Source organism: Streptomyces sp. HUAS TT11, assembly GCF_051553595.1.
In the GTDB taxonomy this organism is placed as follows: Bacteria; Actinomycetota; Actinomycetes; order Streptomycetales; family Streptomycetaceae; genus Streptomyces.
The window spans coordinates 9,010,738-9,027,327 of sequence record NZ_CP196184.1; the positions used below are offsets into that span (position 1 = coordinate 9,010,738).

A 16,590-nucleotide genomic window follows, 5' to 3' on the forward strand; every position below is an offset into this window, starting at 1 on the left:
TCGCCATGCCCGGACATCGTGTCCGGAAATTACGCTACACGGTGTCCGGGCGAGGTGTAGTGTGACGTGCACCGCAAAGCGACGACCCCAGGATCCGGACATGCCTTCGATCACCCGACGACGCACCGCGAAGGTCGGCCGCCCTACCTCGGCCGAGGAAGACATCCTGGCCGCGACCCAGCGTCTCCTGATCAACGGCGCGAACTTCACCGAGCTCGGCGTGCAGCACATCTGCACCGAGGCCGGCGTCGCCCGCTCGACCTTCTACAGCCACTTCCGCGACAAGGTCGACCTGCTCATCCGCCTGGCCACCGAACTCATGACCTCATCCTTCGATGTCACCTCGGCATGGGACCCGTCGGACGGCGTCGAACGGCTTGCAGACGCCTTCCTGCAAGTGGTGAAGGTCTATCGGAAACACGCCGCCGTAAGACGGGCGCTCGCTGAGGTCGCCACCTACGACGAGACCGTGCGTGACTTCTGGAGTGCGGAACTCAACCAGTTCACGGACTGGACGATCGCGGTGCTCCGCGCCGAGCAGGACGCGGGCCGTACCCCGGCCGACCTGGACCCGGTGAGCGCAACTCGGGTGATCGTCATGGGCGGCGAGCGGGCCCTCGTCGACCACGTCACCGCCGGGGATCCCGCCGGCGACGCCGCGTTCGCCCGCGAGCTAGCACTGACCTGGTGGTACGGCTTCTACCGCCGCCCGGCGGGCTACGGCACTTGACGTGCTCCCCGGCCTAAAGTCCTTCTAATTGCCGCATCTATTGTTTCGTTCGAATGGCAATGATTTCGTCGCAACGTCTCCTACGGAGGCGCGGGGAACATGCCGAACATCAGGTTCGAGATCAATCCGAACCTCACCGGGGCCCCGGCCAGTACGTACTCGTCGATGGTGTGGGTGCCGGGGCCGTCCCCTGTGGTGGATCGCTGGAGCCCTTACCTGGATGCCACGACGACCGGTAGGTGGTTCCTCACGGGCACCGCCGCCACCGTGACCGGCTGCACACAAGTCGCCCTGTGCATGTTCCAGCAGCTGAAGACCGCGCTCAACGACGGCGGCCCGCAGCCGACCATCTATACCGCCGCAGTGAGCAAGGGCCGCGATTCCATGTGGATCGGGGCTGTCGATGGTCTGCGGTTCAACCGGCCGTCTACGACTTCGAAGCCGACGGCGTGAAGACTCGTCGCGTCGGCTGAGAGCGAAACCGGCGGGGCCTGAAAGTCCATGTATCCCCGTACTCGGTGGTGCACTCACGCGAGTACGGGGACGCCTGGCTTGGAAGCGATTAGGAAGCGGTCGACCTGTTACCAGCACATGCCGAGGTGGTTGAGGTGCTGCTCGGTGAGCTTGGAAGCCCTACGTAGGGTCTGGCCCGCCTGCCCCGAGCCCGACAGGCGTCCGGATTGCTGGTGACCGCTACCAGTGGCTGGCCGCGTGGCAGGGATGCGTCGCTGCCGTACGGGATGCGGCGCTTCGTGCGCGCTGAAGGCCTGGATGGACGGCACACGCTGCCCCTCCAAGGCCAACCGGGAGCGGTGTCGACGGCCCTGCCGTGGGCAATCGGGGTCGTACAGACCCGTGACGGCCTCTGGGCACAGGACGGCCCTGAGCGGCACAGGCAGGAAGGCGGCAGTGGGGTGCGCACCGCTGGAGTGGAGGAGGAGCTTCTCCTCGTGGATCCGGACACCGGTGATCCGAAGGCGCTGTCGGCTGCCTCCGCGGTCCGTAGCGCTGAGCCCCTGCGGGAGCGTCCAGCCCGCTGCCCGTTCTCAGCGATGCAGCGGGCGATGTCCGTGCACCGCATGCGCCGATGGAGGTACAGCGCGGACCGGACCTGAAGGCCGTTTTCGACGGATGGACGGCAGCGCCGCGCCGGGCTGCGGGGTGTGTGAGAGGGGAAGGGGCAGCCGGATCGCGGCGTCTTACGGCCGTACCGCCGACCGCGGCTACGGCTGGGGGAGGGCGAGTTCGCGGCCGCGGTAGAAGCCCTCCCGCTCCTCGACGACATACGGGGCCATGGCGGTACGCCGCTGGGCCTCCGGCCCGGAGGCCCGCCAGGAGTCGCACGCCTCTTGGGAGTCCCAGAACGACACCCCGGTGATTTCCTGTCCGTCCTCGGACCAGTACGCGAAGGCGCGGCGCATGCCCTGCGGGTAGGCGGCCGGGCGCCATGCACGCTCGAACTCCTCCAGCGTGCCCGACTGAAGGCGGCGCGTCGTCACCCAGACGAAGTGATCCTCCATCGCAGTCTCCTCCGCAGCGCCGTTCGGTTACCTATCCCACTCGTCCCACCACCGTAGGTCCCCAGCACCCGTTCTGCCTGGGCAGCGATCGCAGCGCTGCCGAGGACCCCTGGTACGGTTCAGGGCCGCTCCGGCCTGGGGTCGTGGGACGGCTTCCGGCCGCGGGGGTGCCGGACGGACCATGGAAGGGGACCCGAACCGCGTTCGGGCCTACCCCCGTGTCTGTTCTCGGCGGTGATGGCGATGAAGGGTTCGATCCGGATCGGGAGCGTGCGGGGGCTGGAGCTGCGGGCGCACTGGAGCGTGCCGCTGATCATGCTGCTCTTCGCGTACGGCCTGGCCAAGCGGACGCTGCCCACCTACGCGCCGGGCATGGCCCCGGTGGTGTACGCGATTGCCGCAGTCGTCGGTGCTGTGCTGTTGCTCGTGAGCCTGGTGGTGCATGAGGCGGCGCATGCGCTGACGGCCCGCCGTGCTGGGATACCCGTACGGGACGTGACTCTGTGGGCGCTGGGCGGGATGACCCGGATGGACCAGCCGACCACGGCACGGGCGGCGTTCGCGGTCGCCGTCAGCGGGCCGCTCGCCAGCCTGCTGCTCGGCGGAGCCGCCCTCGGAGGCGCGGCCGGGGCGGCCGCGGTAGTCCATTGGCGGATACCGGTTGCCGTGCTGGGCTGGCTGGGCGGCACGAACCTGCTGCTGGGCGTCTTCAATCTGCTGCCCGGCGCGCCACTGGACGGGGGCCGGGTGCTCCAGGCGGTGCTGTGGTGGCGTACGGGGGACCGGGATCGCGCCCAGCGGGCGGCCGGTCGCGGCGGGCAAGTCGTCGGCATGCTGCTGGCCGCGGTGGGATGGTGGACGTTCGTGAAGGGCATGTCGGGCGGATTGTGGCTGATGGTCATCGGCCTGTTCGTGGCGTCCACCGCCGCGGCCGAACGACGGTGGGCCCAGCTGGCCACGGCCCTGCGCGGGGTACGGGTGGCCCAGGCGATGACCCGTCCGGTGGTCACCGGTCCCGACTGGCTGACCGTGGATCGCTTCCTGGCCGAGGCGGCAGCTCAGGTAGGGCATTCGGTGCTGCCGCTGCTGGACTTCGAGGGACGCCCCAGCGGTGTCGTCCGGCTGCGCCGACTGGCTGCCGTGCCGTCCGGGCGTCGGGAGGCGCTGCGTGTACGGGAGGTGGCCACCCCGCTGTCGCAGTGCACGATCGCCGCACCGGACGAGCTTTTGACCGCCGTCCTGGAGCGCCTCGGCTCCGGGGGCGGACTGCCCATCCTGGTCATGGACGGCGGTCGGCTCGGCGGGATCGTCACCACGTACGACATCGACCGGCTCTCCAAGAGGCAGAGGAGGGGCCCGGACCAGGGTGGCGCCCCTTCCGGCGGCGGTGTCGGCCGTCACGGGGGTGATGCGTAGCCGTATCTCATCGATTGAGCACCGTGATGGGCAGCGACCCTCTTTCCTGCCCGCGCACCGCACGCCGAGCGCAGCATGGTCGGCCCGACTATGAACCCGCTCGACGGCAGCCCTGCGGACGTCTTCTCGGATCGGGATCGTTAGTCAGAGTCTGAGTGGGTCGGGGGCGTGGCCGACGGTGTGGCCGGGCGTGCCGTGTGAGCTGACGGCATGCCAATCAGCACGATCGCCGCATCGCACCTGCCGGTTGCCGGCAGTTGCCCCCAGCGAGTGGCACGGCCTGGTGCTCGCCCCCGCTCGACGTACGTCGTGTCTCCCCGCTGTCGTGGGGCGAGGCGGCCCCGCATCATCAGCATGGTTTCGAGGCCGAGTCCTGGCGGCCGAGGACAAGGAAGCGTCGGTGGTCGTATTTCCACTGTTCGGTGACGCTGAGGGCAAGGTCCTCGGCGATCCTGTGGAGTGCGGGTGCTCCCAGACGTGCCCAGGGAAACGATGGGCCCTCTTGGCCATGGATGTCTTCGAACCGGGCGGTGCAGCGTTTCTCGACATCGTCGGGGTCGACTTCGACGAGGAGAAGGCCCGCCGGAGCGGTGAGCTGGATACAGCGGCCCAGCAGGGCGCGCGGGTCGCCGCCGATTCCGATGTTGCCGTCGATCAGCAGAACGGTCTGCCAGCTTCCTTGCCGAGTGCGAAGACTCCGCGACTCAGGAGTGCCCGGCACAGCCGGCCCGGTCCACGGCCGACGTCGAGAACGGGGCCGACGCAGCGGTTGAGTACTGATTCGTCGGCCACGGTGGGATGCGCATACCAGCGATGCACCGGCATCCGGATCCGACCCCCGTCCGCCAGCCGCAGGTACACCGGCTCGTCGCCGGCCTGCAGGGCGAGCGCAAAGGGGCCTCCTTTGACGCAGGGCGGACCGTCCTCGTCGGTCGTCACGATGTGGCGTCGTGACCTGGTGCAGGTCGTTCCTCGTCGGCGCGGGCGACCCGCCGGATGCGGCGGAGTTTGAGAGCGAAGGCCATGGCGGAGGCGGCGAAGAGCACCGCGGTGACGGCCAGCCATCGGCCGAGGTAGACGTCTATGGACAACCGGGTGGCGCCTGGGTAGGGGGCCGACAAGGCGAAGATGAGGGGGAACCAGACGAGCAGCAGCACACCGGAGAGAAAGGTGGGTACGCGCAGGTAGTTGATCCACGGCGGTTGTGGCATGTGGGTGGCGCGATGCCGCAGGACAGCGTGCGCCGACAGGTCGGCGAGCGAGTACAGGGGCAGCAGGATCAGGTCGTGGAGGATCGCCGCGCCGACGAACCAGATCGCGACCTCGAGCGGACGGACAGCGAACAGCCGCACCATGGCGTAGCCGGCGATCGCGAACGAGGCGATCAGGACGAGAAGGTGGAGGGGGCCCGAGCCGTACCAGCGAATGAAGCGCACCATGTCACGTCCTGAAGGTGAGCCGGTGCACCCACTTGGTGTTGTTCACGCCGGGGTTGGCCGGGACGATGACGCGGGCCGGGTAGCCGTGGTCGAGTGAGAGGTCCGCGCCGTTGACGCGCAGGGCGAGAAGCGATCGAAGGTCGTGGATCTGATTGCCCCGCAGGACCACCGAGCTGTAGGGGCCGGGGGGTTGGACGGATTGCACCAGGACGCTTCCGGCGTCGGGAAGGCCCGCCAGGGCGGCGAGGTCGGCCAGCCGAAGGCCCCTCCACTGCTGGTTGGGAGTGGACCACCCTTCCACGCAGGCGATCGGCAGTGCGGCGGCATGCTGGGGCATCGCCAGGAGCTGTGCACGAGTGAAGACAAGCGCCCTGCGGGGGCCGTGGATCTCCAGCCGCCAGCCGGGGCCGACGTGCACGGGAGCGACGCCGACGGAAGCTGCCGTCTTGTTGATCTGGAAGCCGTTCGGGCCGCTGCCCGGAGCACGGTTGTGCGGCGCGAGAAGGGCGGTGCTGCGCAGCCAGCCACCGATGCTCTGTCCTGCGGTAACCACGAGGAGGAGCAGCGATCCGCCCCCCACCATGGCGAGAGCACCGCGCCGGGTCATCGTCGGCGGCGCGGGGGTGGTCGGAACCAGGCCGTCGGGGTCCGGGGGTTCCGGCCGCGTGTGGGCGAGGTCGGTGCGCAGTTCCACGGCCAGGCTGCGGGAGCGCAGGGCACGGATCATCCGGCCGAGTCTGAGGCTGACGTGGACGACGAAGGCGGCGATGAACACCCAGGCGCCGTAGAAGTGCAGGGTGTAGAAGGAGCCGGGAAAGACGTAGAAAAGCTGGATGTTGATGATGCCGGTGGCGAATTCGAAGATCACCCCGCCGACCAGCATCAGCAGGGACAACCGCTCCAGTCCGTGGGCGACGGAGCGGACGGGCAGCCACTCGAACAGCTTCGGGATCACTGACCACAACTTGGCCAGCAGCACGGGCACGAGGACCACGCCGAGCGTCACGTGCATGCCCTGGGTCAGCCGGTACAGCCAGTACGGATGAGTGGGCCAGGCGAAGAGGTAGAAGCCCAGCAGGCCCTTGTCCGGGGTTTGATCGTTGATGCGGTCGAGTCCCGGGTTGTAGGAGACGTAGGAGAGCATCCCGGTGACGAAGATCAGTGGGATGCCGATCAGCAGCACCAGGCCGAACACGGACGTCAGCCAGGGCCCGCGGAGGGGACTGCGCCAGAAGCCGGGACGAAACGGCCCCGGAGGCGCAGGAGTCCGTTCGACCCGCCGCACGAGGGCCCGCGTACGAGCGGTCCCCTTGGTGGCCTGCGCCGCCACGGCAGCGCGAACGCGTTGCAGGCGCCCCCGCGCATGGCCCTCGTCCGATCTCGGGCGCCGCGGCTCGCCGGAGCTGGCGGCCGGCGGCCGTCCGCCACTGCCCATATCGGCCGTCTCCTCTGTCCCAGGCCGACTCTCAAAGCGGGGGATTGAACCCCACCGAGCCACCGGTGCCCGTTAAGTCGGCAGCTACAAGTTGGCACAGACCGGGTCGGCTTTCCGTGCCTGGCGTGCATGCGGGTGTTCACTGCCAGCCGAACGGTGGAACCGGCGCTCCGCCTGGCTCGACGGGTCGCACGGTGGCCTCATGATGGCGGAGTGCGACGTCTCACCGCACAGCACAGCGCCTCCACCCGGCCGGGCCGCCCCGCACTGACCAGGGAAGTGTTCTGGTTCGTCGTGATTGGTGTTGCCTCCACAGGTGCCCAGGCCTCGCTGTACTGGGTTCTGCGCCACTGGTCGTCGCCCATTCTGGCCAATTTCGCCTCCCTTCTTGTCGTCACCGTCCTCAACACGGAGGCCAACCGCCGACTCACCTTTCGCGGGTCCGCGGTCCGGGCCCTCCAGGCACATCTCGCCGCAGGCGGCCTGTTCGTCCTGGCGTATTTGATCACCTCGGGCGCTGTCCTGCTCTTCCGCCACTTCCGGCCCACCGCCTCACCGGCAGCGGAGACCCTGGTGCTTGCGCCAAGCTTCGCCTTGGTGACCGTGGTGCGCTTCACCGTCCTGCGAATGGTCGTCTTCAGACACCGCCACCGATGACTCCCTCGCGCCGGATGCGGCCGGCATCCCTGCCCACACGCACCATTGCGCCGCTTGCTTCCGCCGCTGAGCGCCCGCCCCCGGACGGCACCCGTCTCACCGCCCACGCCGCGCCGGTGAACAGCACTTTTGTCACCTGAGGATCCGCACGCACAGACGGGTCCGCTCGTCGGTGCACGTCGGCCCCGGCCCCGATGTTCGTGTTCCGTAAGGGGCTCGGGCATTCCCGGGCGGCCTCCGGATGGCTGTGATGGGAGGTATGAGATCGCGTACGTTTCCGCCGGTGTTCCGGGGCAGGCTGCACGACCCGCGCACGGCGACTTCGATCGGCAGATGGCTGGGTCTCGCCTTCGTCGTGTGTTTCGTCACCGGCCTGATCAGCCATGTGCTGCAGCATCCGCCCAGCTGGGCCGCCGATGATCTGCCGAGCCGTCCGGTGTGGGGTTACCGGCTGACCCAAGGGCTGCACGTCGCTTCGGGTATCGCGGCGATCCCGCTGCTGTTCGCCAAGTTGTGGACGGTCTATCCGCGGCTGTTCGCCTGGCCTCCGGCGCGGTCGGTGCGGCACGCCCTGGAGCGGTTGTCGGTGGCCGTGCTGGTCGGGGCGGCCCTCTTCGAAGTGGCCACGGGCCTGCTGAACACCGCGCAGTGGTATCCGTGGCCCTTCTCCTTCGTACCGGTGCACTACGCCGCGGCCTGGCTGGTGACCGGAGCCCTGCTCCTGCACATCGCGGTCAAGGCTCCCGAGATCCGGGCCCATTGGAGTCGCCGGTCGCCGGGCACCTCGGCCCTGCCGGTGGAGGACGGTCCCGACCGCCGCTCGCTCCTCGCCGTGGTGGCGGCGGCGGTCGGCGCGGTCACCGTGACCACCGTGGGTCAGTCCTTCACCCCCCTGAAGGACCTCGACCTGCTCGCCCCGCGCCATCCGGACCACGGTCCGCAGGGCCTGCCGGTCAACCGGACCGCCGTCGCGGCCGGAGTCGGATCGATTCCGGCCGAGCGCTACCGCCTGACGGTCGCCGGGCCGAGGCCGTACACGCTGACGCTGGACGAGCTGCGCGGCCTGCCACAGCATGAGGTGGAGCTGCCGATCGCCTGTGTGGAGGGGTGGAGCAAGTCGGCGCACTGGACGGGCGTACGGGTCGTGGACCTCCTGGAGCTTGCGGGTGCCCCGCCGCATGCGCGAGTACGGGTGCTCTCGCTTCAGACCCGGGGCGGCTACCGGGTCTCCGAGATGGGGCACGAACACGCCCGCGATCCGCTGACCCTGCTGGCCCTGCACCTCAACGGCGAGGAACTGTCCCCCGACCACGGATACCCGGTGCGTCTCATCGCCCCGAACCGGCCCGGTGTGTTGCAGACCAAGTGGGTCGGCCGACTGGAGGTGCTGTCATGAGGATGAACCTGGCGCGGCTGTTGGCGTGTGCGGCCGGGCTGGTGTTGTCGGGCGTGGGCGTGCATCTGCTGCTGGACGTGCGTGACCTGGCGGGTGTCCTGGTGTGGCTCGGTGGGGCGGTGGTACTGCACGACGCGCTGATCGCACCACTGGTGCTGCTCATGGGATGGGTCCTGGTCCGTGGGGGTGTGCGCGGGCCGGTGCGTGGCGCGCTGCTGGTCGCGGGGGCCCTGACAGCGGTCGCCCTGCCGGTGCTGCTGCGCCCGGGGAAGCCGGCCAACTCCTCGGTTCTGCCTCTGGATTATCTCCGCAACTGGCTGCTCGCGCTGGTGGGGGTGGTGGCGGTGGCGGTCCTTGTGACGGCCGCGCGAGTTGTTCGTCGCAAGCGACGGAGGCCGTCTCGACAGGCCCTCCAGAACTCCGAACGATAGAGCATCCTTACAGGTGTCTTACATGCCTGCTGCAGGGCCGGCGGCGGCTCGGTGCGCTCGTACGGTGGTGCGATGCGAACCCTTCGGACGACGGCCTTGGTGACCGGCCCGCCACTCCTGCTGGCCGCGGCGGGGGCGATGCACCCGCGCCACCTGACGGCGGCGACGGCCGGTCATTGGGCCGGTCTTCACATTGTTCTGCTGCCTGCCTTCCCCTTCCTGGTCCTGGGGCTGCTGGTGCCGTTGTGGGGGAGGCCGGGCCGCGATGTCGACGGTGCTCTGACCGTACTCGCCTGGATCGGGTGCCTCGGCTATGCCGCCTACTACACGGGGCTGGACGCGGTGGCCGGCATCTCCGCAGGGACGGTGGCGGCCACACCTGCGCACGGTGGCGTGGGGCGGCTGTTCGCGACGGGTGACGCACTCGGCCGGGCAGGGGTTTACGCGTTGGCGGTCGCCGCGCTCGCCACATGTGCCGTTCTTCTGCGGCGGCACGGCGCGCGGGTGCTACCAGGTGCCATCGTCGTGTTGGCTGCCTGCTGGTCATTCGTCGACAGCCATATCTTCTGGCCGCGCGGCGTGGTCACCATGCTCGGCTTCGCCGTGGGTTTCGGCCTGTTGACCGTCGCGGCCCCTCGCCTCAGAACGCCCCGGACCGCGTCCGTAGGTCTTACGAACCTCTGACGCGCCCGCGCCGTGCGCTCGCGCCGCGGGCCTGCGACCGTACCGTCGGTGGCATGTTGATCCTGGTCACCGGAGGCGCGGGCTTCATCGGCTCGCATGTCGTCGCCGCCCTCACCGGCGCCGGGCACGAGGTGCGCGTGCTCGACGCCTTGTTGCCCACCGCGCACCGCACGCCCCCGCCGATCCCGGACGGGGCGGAGTTCCGGCACGTGGACGTCCGCGACGCGGCGGTCGTGGCCGAGGCCCTGCGGGGCGTGGACGCCGTCTGCCACCAGGCGGCGATGGTCGGACTCGGTAAGGACTTTGCCGACGCCCCCGCCTACGTGGGATGCAACGACCTGGGCACCGCGGTACTGCTGGCCGGCATGGCCGAGGCCGGGGTGCGGCGCCTGGTGCTGGCGAGTTCGATGGTGGTCTACGGAGAGGGACGCTACGAGTGCCCCAGGCACGGTGTCGTGGGGCCGGGGCCGCGCCGGGTGGCCGATCTGGAGGCCGGGTACTTCGAGCCGCCGTGTCCGAGCTGCGGTGAGTCGTTGGTCCCGGGGCTGGTGGGCGAGGACGCCCCGCTTGATCCACGCAACGTCTACGCCACGACCAAGCTCGCGCAGGAGCACCTCTCCTCCGCGTGGGCGCGTGCCGTCGGCGGGCGGACGATCGCACTGCGATACCACAACGTGTACGGCCCCGGGATGCCACGGGACACCCCTTACGCGGGTGTCGCCTCGCTGTTCCGGTCCGCGCTGGAGCGCGGTGAGGCGCCACGCGTGTTCGAGGACGGCGGGCAGAGGCGGGACTTCGTGCATGTGCGGGACGTCGTCGAGGCCAACCTCGCCGCCTTGGACGGCTTGTCCGGCCTCCCGGAAGGAAGCGCGCGGGCGTACAACGTCGGCAGCGGCGAACCGCACACGGTGGGCGAGATGGCCGCCGCGCTGGCCGAGGCGCACAGCGGGCGGCCACCGGTCGTGACGGGGGAGTACCGGCTCGGCGACGTCCGCCACATCACCGCCTCCTCGCGCCGGTTGCGCGAGGAACTCGCCTGGAAGCCGCGGGTCGCCTTCCGGGAGGGAATGGCGGAGTTCGCCACGGCCCCACTGCGCGCTGTCTGACAATCCTTTTGGGTGAACGGCCGGTTCTCGGGCCCGGCCGAACGAGGAAGGGCCCGTCCGCATCGCCGTCAGGACGGGTCCTCCTCTTGTGGGCTTTTCAGACGGCGGCGGGCAGGCGGACTTCGAAGCGGCAGCCGCCGGGGACGTTGCACACCGCTGCCCGCCCCTGGTGGGCCTCCACGATGCCCCGCACGATGGCCAGTCCGAGCCCTGCTCCGGCCGGTGGGGTGCGTGCGTTGGTGCCGCGCCAGCCGGTGTCGAAGACGCGGGGCAGGTCCTCGGGGGAGATGCCGCCGCAGCCGTCGGTGACCGACACGACGACGCTGTTCTCTTCCCGGTGGGCGGTGACGGCGACGGTGCCGTCGGTGGGCGTCCGGTGGATCGCGTTGGTGAGCAGGTTGGCCAGTACTCGGGACATCTCGCGGCCGTCGACCTCGATGGGCACGGGCTCGACCCTTTCGCCGATGATCCGTACGCCGTGCTCCCTGGCCAGGGCGTCGGCCCCCGTGAGCGCGTCGTCGACGAGGTCGTAGACGGACATCCGGGTGGTGTTGAGGGCGAGGACTCCGGCTTGGATGCGGGACAGTTCGAAGAGGTCCCCGACCATCGCGGTCATCCGTGCCACCTCCGCGCGGATGCGGGCGTGGTAGACGCTGGGGTCGTCGACCATGCCGTCCTCCAGGGCCTCGGTCATGGCCTGCAGTCCGGCGAGCGGGGTGCGCAGGTCGTGGGAGATCCAGGCGACCAGTTCGCGGCGGGAGTCCTCCAGGGCCTTCTCCCGCTCCCGGGAGGCGGCGAGCTTGACACTGGTGGCGGCGAGTTCGCGGCCGAGTTCGGCGAGTTCGGCGGTGGGTGCGGCGGCGGGCGGGGTGAAACTGCCGTCGTCGCCGAGGGCGCGGGTGGCCTCGGTCAGGGCCCGGCTGCCGCGTACGACCCCGCGGCCGAGTGCCAGGGCCACGCAGAGGGAGACGACCGCCGCGATGGAGCAGACCATGGTCACGACCCACAGGTCGTGGTCGGACAGGAGCATGGCCCAGGCCACCAGCATCGTTCCGGCGAGCATCGCCGCGACCGTGACGGCGGCCACCACCGCGAGGGACAGCGTCACCGAGCGGTTGCGCAGCAGCCGCAGGACGCCCATGCCGAGAAGCCCTGCTGCCGCAGCGCCTATGGCCGCGTAGGCCACGATGAGGAGAGTGTCACGCAGCATCGTCGGCTCCGTCCTCTTCCAGCGGAGTGTCGAAGCGGTAGCCCACGCCCCACACGGTGCTGATCAGCCGGGGGCGCGCGGGGTCGTCCTCGATCTTCTCGCGCAGGCGTCGGACGTGGACGGTGACGGTCGACAGGTCGCCGAACTCCCAGCCCCACACCCGCCGCATCAGCTCCTCGCGGCTCGTCGCCTGCCCGGGGTTGCGCAGGAAGTATTCCAGCAGGTCGAACTCCCGGATGGTCAAGGGGAGTTCGGTGCCGCGGCGGGTGACGCGGCGGGCGTCGGGGTCCAGCTCGAGGGAGCCGGTGCGCAGCCGGGACGCGGCCCCTGAGGCGGGGGCTGCGGCCAGTGCTCCGGTGCGACGCAGTACCGACTGCACCCTGAGGACGAGTTCACGGGGGCTGAAGGGTTTGGTGACGTAGTCGTCCGCTCCGACCTCCAGGCCGAGGATGCGGTCCTCCTCGTCACCGCGCGCCGTCAGCATGATCACCGGAAGAGGGCCGTTCTCGCGGATGCGGCGGCAGACCTCCAGGCCGTCCATGCCGGGCAGCATCAGGTCCAGCACCACCAGATCGGGCGGCCGGACCCGGGCATGGGTCACGGCCGTGGGGCCGTCACCGGCCATGTCCACGGCGAATCCCGCTCGATCCAGATATCCGGCGACGACCTCGGAGACGGTGGGGTCGTCGTCCACGACGAGTACGCGTTTCACGTCACTGAGTCTCGCACCAGGGTTCGACGGTGGCTGGAAGCGCGGGCGGGCGTCAGAGTTCCGTAAGATCGCCAAAGCCCTTATGTCGCTTTTGTCTCCGTAAGGTGAGGGGGGTGACCGAGACATCCCCCTCTTCGCCCGCTCCTGTGGACGTGGTGCTGCCCTGCCTCGACGAGGCCGAGGCCCTGCCCTGGGTGCTGGAGCGCGTCCCCTCGGGCTGGCGCGCGATCGTCGTCGACAACGGCTCCACCGACGGCTCGGCGGACATCGCCCGAGCCCTCGGAGCGCATGTGGTCCACGAGCCGCGACGCGGCTTCGGCGCCGCCTGCCACGCGGGTCTGACCGCCGCCACGGCCGACGTCGTGTGTTTCTGCGACTGCGACGCGTCCCTCGACCCGGCGCTGCTGCCCGCCATTGCCGGGCCCGTCCTCGACGGCGCCGCCGACCTCGTGCTGGGCCGCCGCAGACCCGTCACACGCCGTGCCTGGCCTCTGCACGCCCGCCTCGCCAATCTGGAGCTGGCCCGCCTGGTCCACCGGCGGACCGGACTGCGGCTGCACGACCTCGGCCCGATGCGCGCTGCACGCCGCGAACCGCTGCTCGCCCTGCACCTGACCGACCGGCGCTCCGGCTACCCGCTGCAGATGCTGGTCCGCGCTGCCGACGCAGGCTGGCAGGTGAAGGAGACGGACGTGCCCTACCGTCCGCGCACCGGCCGGTCGAAGGTCACCGGCACCTGGCGCGGCACCTGGCACGCCGTACAGGACATGCGCGCCGTCCTTGCCGAACCTCCCGCCACCGACCGGGTGCACACGCACACAGCCAGAGGAGCCGGACGATGAGCGGCCCCCACCCGGCCACGCTGCTGGTCATCGCCAAAGCTCCCGTTCCCGGGAGGGTCAAGACCCGGCTCACCCCGCCGTACACCCCCGAGGAGGCGGCCGCTCTCGCCGAGGCCGCTCTCGCCGACACCTTGCACACGGTGCTCACGACCCCTGCCCGGCGACGCGTCCTCGTTCTCGACGGTGCTCCCGGACCCTGGCTGCCTCCCGGCTTCGACATCGTGCCCCAGGGATCCGGCGGCCTGGACGAGCGGATCGCGGCAGCCTTCGCCCACTGCGACCGCGGTCCGGCCCTCCTCGTGGGCATGGACACCCCCCAGTTCACCGCAGACCTGCTCAGGGGCGTCGGACACGACGGCAACGACGCCTGGTTCGGCCCGGCCGCGGACGGGGGATTCTGGGCGCTCGGCCTCGCGGACCCTTCGCGCGCCGCGGCTCTGGTGCCGGGTGTGCCGATGTCCACCGACCGCACCGGGGCGGTGCAGCGGCGCCGACTGGCCGAGGCGGGGCTGGCCGTGCGCGATCTGCCGGTACTCCGAGATGTGGACACCGCCGCGGACGCCGTCGCGGTCGCCGCCTGCTGTCCCCCCGGCTCGCGCTTCGCCGCCACGCTGAACTCGCTCGCGGAGGCCGGTCGATGAGCGGTACGACGAGCGGCACGGACCCCGCCATCGCCCGATGGACGACGCAGACCGCCGCCAGGCGTAGTCAGACGGTGATGGCGAGGCCCGCCCGGCTCCCTGCGCAGCCGCATCCCGCGGCCCGCCCGAGGCCGGGCGAGCCGTGGACGGACGACCCCTACGCCCACGCCCTGCGCACCGGACGCGGCCCGCTCTTCCTGCGTCGGCTGCGGCCGGCGGCCGACAGGGGCGCCGCCGGAGGGGAAGGGGAACTGCTGCCGCTGGACGTCGAACGGTGGTGTGCCGAACCCGACGCCGCCGACACCGGTGTTCTGCACCGGTGCACCGGCCCCGTTCTCGACGTCGGCTGCGGGCCCGGACGACTGGTGGCCGCCCTGACTGCCGCGGGCGTGCGCGCGCTCGGCGTGGACGTCAGCCCGGCCGCCGTGGCCCGGACCCGACAGCGCGGGGGCGCCGCCGTGCGCCGGTCCGTGTTCGATCGCCTTCCCGGGGAAGGCCGCTGGGGCACCATCCTGTTGATGGACGGCAACCTCGGAATCGGCGGCGATCCGGTCGCCCTCTTGGCCCGCCTGCGCACCGCGGTCCCGCCCGGCGGACGCCTGCTTGTGGAAGCCGCGCCGCACGACGTCGACGAGCGGCTCACCGTCCGGGTCGAGGATGCCCACGGCCGACACGGCCGCCCCTTCCCCTGGGCACGGCTCGGCACCACCGCCCTGCTGCACACCGCCGAAGCCGTGGGCTGGATCCTGACAGGCCGGTGGGATGACGAAGGCCGCTCGTTCGTCGAACTGCACCGGCCACGGTCCAGTCGGCACGACGCGCGCGCCTCGGCCGGCGGAAGGACCGAACAGCCATGAGCGACACCGCTGCCCCGCAGCATCAATCCCCCCAGCCGATGCCCGGCCGGGCCGGAGCGCCCGTGAACCGCACAGCAGCCCGTGTCAGCGTCGCCCTCACAGCAGTCCTGCTCACCGCGCTGACCGCCGTTGTCTACGCCACCGTCCGCGCCGGCCACAACCACAGCGCCCCCGGCCGCCTGCTGGCCGGGTACGGCATCGCCTGGACACTGTTCGCCGCCGCGGTGTGGGCCGTGCGCAAGGCCCCGACGCGCCTTGCGACCGGACTGGTTCTGACCGGTGCGGCCGCCATTGCGCTGGCCGCCCTCGCCGCGCCGCCCCGCACCAGCAACGACATGTTCCGCTATGCCTGGGACGGCCGGGTCCAGGCGGCCGGCATCTCCCCGTACGCCTACCCGCCCGCCGCACCCGAACTAGCCAAGCTGCGCGACGACTGGCTGTTCCCCACCGGAGGATCGTGCCGGGGCTGGGGACTGACCCGTACGGACAGCGGCCTGTGCGTCCGCATCAACCGTCCCACCGTTCCCACCATCTATCCGCCCGTCGCCGAGGGCTGGTTCTTCGGTGTGCACGCCCTCTCGCCGTCCGGCAGCCGCCACAAGCCGCTCCAAGTCGGCGGCGCCGTCCTGGCGTTCGGCACGACCCTCGCCCTGCTCGCCGTGGGCCGCCGACGCGGCGACCCCCGCCGGGCCCCCGCCCGTGCCGCCCTGTGGGGATGGTGCCCTGCCGTCCCCTTCGAGGCGGTCAACAACGCTCACATCGACACCCTCGGCGTCCTGCTCACCGTGCTGGCTCTCGGCACCGCCACCGCGGGGACCCGCCGCGGCGCCCTCCTCGGCGCCGCGATCGCCGTGAAACTGCTGCCCGTCCTGGTATTGCCCGGCGCTTTGTCCGGCCGGCGCAGTCCTGCACAGCTGGCACGCGTGGTGTCGGCCGCGATCGCCGTGTTCGCGCTCGCCTACCTGCCCTACGTCATCGCCTCCGGGGCGGGCGTCCTCGGTTATCTGCCCGGCTACCTCCAGGAGGAGGGCTACGAAGCGGGTGACGTGCACCGCTTCGCCCTGCTGCGACTGCTGCTGCCGGACGCCGCCGCAGGGGTGACGGTGATCGTGCTGCTCATCCTGACCGCCCTGTACGTGTGGTGGCGCGGCGACCCGGCCCGACCCTGGCGCGGCGCCCTGGTGCTGACGGGTACCGCCCTGCTGCTGGTCTCACCCAACTACCCCTGGTACTCGCTGCTCGTCGTCGGCCTGGTGGCCCTCGACGGCCGGTGGGAGTGGCTGACCGTCACCATGGCCGGCACCGCCCTCTACCTCGGCGGCTCCCCCTCGCACGGCTTCCCCCTCCAGGCCTGGGCGTACGGCACGGCCGCCGTATCCGTCACTCTCGGAGCCTGCCTGCGCACTGCCCCGGCACGGCATCTTCTCGACCGCCTCTACAGCGGATTTCCGCAGGGCACATGAGACAGTAAACGGGGACTGTTGAGGTAGGCAGAGCAAAGGCGTGCTGAATTA

The 16,590-nt window shown here is 70.8% G+C and carries 18 protein-coding genes; 12 read left to right on the forward strand and 6 right to left on the reverse strand.

All coding sequences use genetic code 11. The features are described from left to right. The first annotated feature begins 100 nt into the window (after window positions 1–100). The gene (locus ACSHXN_RS40570) at window positions 101–730 is read left to right on the forward strand and encodes a TetR/AcrR family transcriptional regulator (RefSeq protein WP_438306020.1); all 630 of its coding nucleotides are present in this window, start codon (window positions 101–103) and stop codon (window positions 728–730) included. Between the two features lie 99 nt (window positions 731–829). Continuing rightward, the gene (locus tag ACSHXN_RS40575; protein WP_438306023.1) at window positions 830–1,183 is read left to right on the forward strand and encodes a hypothetical protein; all 354 of its coding nucleotides are present in this window, start codon (window positions 830–832) and stop codon (window positions 1,181–1,183) included. A 770-nt stretch (window positions 1,184–1,953) separates the two neighbouring features. Here ACSHXN_RS40575 and ACSHXN_RS40580 read toward each other — a convergent pair. After that, complete coding sequence (locus tag ACSHXN_RS40580) at window positions 1,954–2,250, reverse strand: hypothetical protein (protein WP_355141479.1); 297 nt, start codon at window positions 2,248–2,250, stop codon at window positions 1,954–1,956. A gap of 243 nt (window positions 2,251–2,493) precedes the next feature. Between ACSHXN_RS40580 and ACSHXN_RS40585 the strand changes: the two genes are divergently transcribed. Then, window positions 2,494–3,666 (forward strand): site-2 protease family protein, encoded by a 1,173-nt coding sequence (locus ACSHXN_RS40585; protein ID WP_356114727.1) that lies wholly within the window; start codon window positions 2,494–2,496, stop codon window positions 3,664–3,666. Between the two features lie 349 nt (window positions 3,667–4,015). On the opposite strand, the gene ACSHXN_RS40590 is transcribed toward ACSHXN_RS40585, so the two are convergent. From ACSHXN_RS40590 to ACSHXN_RS40600, 3 genes are all read right to left on the reverse strand, one after another. Beyond that, complete coding sequence (locus tag ACSHXN_RS40590) at window positions 4,016–4,387, reverse strand: hypothetical protein (RefSeq protein WP_438306026.1); 372 nt, start codon at window positions 4,385–4,387, stop codon at window positions 4,016–4,018. Window positions 4,388–4,601: 214 nt separating this feature from the next. Then, window positions 4,602–5,105 carry a hypothetical protein gene (locus ACSHXN_RS40595; protein WP_355141474.1) on the reverse strand — a complete coding sequence of 168 codons (504 nt, stop codon included), beginning with the start codon at window positions 5,103–5,105 and terminating at the stop codon, window positions 4,602–4,604. A gap of 1 nt (window position 5,106) precedes the next feature. Beyond that, window positions 5,107–6,540, reverse strand: a complete 1,434-nt coding sequence (locus ACSHXN_RS40600; RefSeq protein ID WP_438306029.1) for a molybdopterin-dependent oxidoreductase — start codon at window positions 6,538–6,540, stop codon at window positions 5,107–5,109. 213 nt (window positions 6,541–6,753) lie between these two features. Between ACSHXN_RS40600 and ACSHXN_RS40605 the strand changes: the two genes are divergently transcribed. From ACSHXN_RS40605 to ACSHXN_RS40625, 5 genes are all read left to right on the forward strand, one after another. Beyond that, on the forward strand, window positions 6,754–7,197 hold the full coding sequence (locus tag ACSHXN_RS40605) for a GtrA family protein (protein WP_438306031.1): 444 nt from the start codon (window positions 6,754–6,756) through the stop codon (window positions 7,195–7,197). Between the two features lie 259 nt (window positions 7,198–7,456). After that, window positions 7,457–8,593 (forward strand): molybdopterin-dependent oxidoreductase, encoded by a 1,137-nt coding sequence (locus tag ACSHXN_RS40610; protein ID WP_438306033.1) that lies wholly within the window; start codon window positions 7,457–7,459, stop codon window positions 8,591–8,593. A gap of 2 nt (window positions 8,594–8,595) precedes the next feature. Further along, window positions 8,596–9,024, forward strand: a complete 429-nt coding sequence (locus ACSHXN_RS40615; protein ID WP_438306536.1) for a hypothetical protein — start codon at window positions 8,596–8,598, stop codon at window positions 9,022–9,024. 72 nt (window positions 9,025–9,096) lie between these two features. Beyond that, window positions 9,097–9,708 (forward strand): hypothetical protein, encoded by a 612-nt coding sequence (locus tag ACSHXN_RS40620; RefSeq protein ID WP_355141466.1) that lies wholly within the window; start codon window positions 9,097–9,099, stop codon window positions 9,706–9,708. 53 nt (window positions 9,709–9,761) lie between these two features. After that, window positions 9,762–10,814: an NAD-dependent epimerase/dehydratase family protein gene (locus tag ACSHXN_RS40625; RefSeq protein ID WP_438306036.1), complete on the forward strand. Its 1,053-nt coding sequence runs from the start codon at window positions 9,762–9,764 to the stop codon at window positions 10,812–10,814. Window positions 10,815–10,911: 97 nt separating this feature from the next. On the opposite strand, the gene ACSHXN_RS40630 is transcribed toward ACSHXN_RS40625, so the two are convergent. Together ACSHXN_RS40630 and ACSHXN_RS40635 are read right to left on the reverse strand one after the other, a co-directional pair. Further along, a complete protein-coding gene (locus ACSHXN_RS40630; RefSeq protein WP_438306038.1) occupies window positions 10,912–12,024 on the reverse strand; it encodes a sensor histidine kinase in 1,113 nt (370 codons plus the stop codon). Beyond that, window positions 12,014–12,736, reverse strand: a complete 723-nt coding sequence (locus ACSHXN_RS40635; protein WP_438306040.1) for a response regulator transcription factor — start codon at window positions 12,734–12,736, stop codon at window positions 12,014–12,016. The genes ACSHXN_RS40630 and ACSHXN_RS40635 overlap by 11 nt, the downstream gene beginning before the upstream one ends. A gap of 113 nt (window positions 12,737–12,849) precedes the next feature. Between ACSHXN_RS40635 and ACSHXN_RS40640 the strand changes: the two genes are divergently transcribed. Genes ACSHXN_RS40640 through ACSHXN_RS40655 form a run of 4 tightly spaced genes read left to right on the forward strand, consistent with a single transcriptional unit; the run spans window position 12,850 to window position 16,539 of the window. Beyond that, window positions 12,850–13,578 (forward strand): glycosyltransferase family 2 protein, encoded by a 729-nt coding sequence (locus tag ACSHXN_RS40640; RefSeq protein WP_438306042.1) that lies wholly within the window; start codon window positions 12,850–12,852, stop codon window positions 13,576–13,578. Continuing rightward, complete coding sequence (locus tag ACSHXN_RS40645; RefSeq protein WP_355141782.1) at window positions 13,575–14,219, forward strand: TIGR04282 family arsenosugar biosynthesis glycosyltransferase; 645 nt, start codon at window positions 13,575–13,577, stop codon at window positions 14,217–14,219. Before ACSHXN_RS40640 ends, ACSHXN_RS40645 begins: the two co-directional genes overlap by 4 nt. After that, the gene (locus ACSHXN_RS40650) at window positions 14,216–15,076 is read left to right on the forward strand and encodes a methyltransferase domain-containing protein (protein ID WP_356297235.1); all 861 of its coding nucleotides are present in this window, start codon (window positions 14,216–14,218) and stop codon (window positions 15,074–15,076) included. The genes ACSHXN_RS40645 and ACSHXN_RS40650 overlap by 4 nt, the downstream gene beginning before the upstream one ends. Continuing rightward, window positions 15,073–16,539 (forward strand): glycosyltransferase family 87 protein, encoded by a 1,467-nt coding sequence (locus ACSHXN_RS40655; RefSeq protein ID WP_438306044.1) that lies wholly within the window; start codon window positions 15,073–15,075, stop codon window positions 16,537–16,539. The genes ACSHXN_RS40650 and ACSHXN_RS40655 overlap by 4 nt, the downstream gene beginning before the upstream one ends. Window positions 16,540–16,590: the final 51 nt, after the last annotated feature.

Excerpts from the sequence above, each read along its gene's own strand:
- ACSHXN_RS40570 (WP_438306020.1), top strand. The coding sequence starts at position 101 with ATGCCTTCGATCACCCGACGACGCACCGCGAAGGTCGGCCGCCCTACC.
- ACSHXN_RS40575 (WP_438306023.1), top strand. The coding sequence starts at position 830 with ATGCCGAACATCAGGTTCGAGATCAATCCGAACCTCACCGGGGCCCCG.
- ACSHXN_RS40580 (WP_355141479.1), bottom strand. The coding sequence starts at position 2,250 with ATGGAGGATCACTTCGTCTGGGTGACGACGCGCCGCCTTCAGTCGGGC.
- ACSHXN_RS40585 (WP_356114727.1), top strand. The coding sequence starts at position 2,494 with ATGAAGGGTTCGATCCGGATCGGGAGCGTGCGGGGGCTGGAGCTGCGG.
- ACSHXN_RS40595 (WP_355141474.1), bottom strand. The coding sequence starts at position 5,105 with ATGGTGCGCTTCATTCGCTGGTACGGCTCGGGCCCCCTCCACCTTCTC.
- ACSHXN_RS40600 (WP_438306029.1), bottom strand. The coding sequence starts at position 6,540 with ATGGGCAGTGGCGGACGGCCGCCGGCCGCCAGCTCCGGCGAGCCGCGG.
- ACSHXN_RS40610 (WP_438306033.1), top strand. The coding sequence starts at position 7,457 with ATGAGATCGCGTACGTTTCCGCCGGTGTTCCGGGGCAGGCTGCACGAC.
- ACSHXN_RS40615 (WP_438306536.1), top strand. The coding sequence starts at position 8,596 with ATGAACCTGGCGCGGCTGTTGGCGTGTGCGGCCGGGCTGGTGTTGTCG.
- ACSHXN_RS40620 (WP_355141466.1), top strand. The coding sequence starts at position 9,097 with ATGCGAACCCTTCGGACGACGGCCTTGGTGACCGGCCCGCCACTCCTG.
- ACSHXN_RS40625 (WP_438306036.1), top strand. The coding sequence starts at position 9,762 with ATGTTGATCCTGGTCACCGGAGGCGCGGGCTTCATCGGCTCGCATGTC.
- ACSHXN_RS40630 (WP_438306038.1), bottom strand. The coding sequence starts at position 12,024 with ATGCTGCGTGACACTCTCCTCATCGTGGCCTACGCGGCCATAGGCGCT.
- ACSHXN_RS40645 (WP_355141782.1), top strand. The coding sequence starts at position 13,575 with ATGAGCGGCCCCCACCCGGCCACGCTGCTGGTCATCGCCAAAGCTCCC.
- ACSHXN_RS40650 (WP_356297235.1), top strand. The coding sequence starts at position 14,216 with ATGAGCGGTACGACGAGCGGCACGGACCCCGCCATCGCCCGATGGACG.
- ACSHXN_RS40655 (WP_438306044.1), top strand. The coding sequence starts at position 15,073 with ATGAGCGACACCGCTGCCCCGCAGCATCAATCCCCCCAGCCGATGCCC.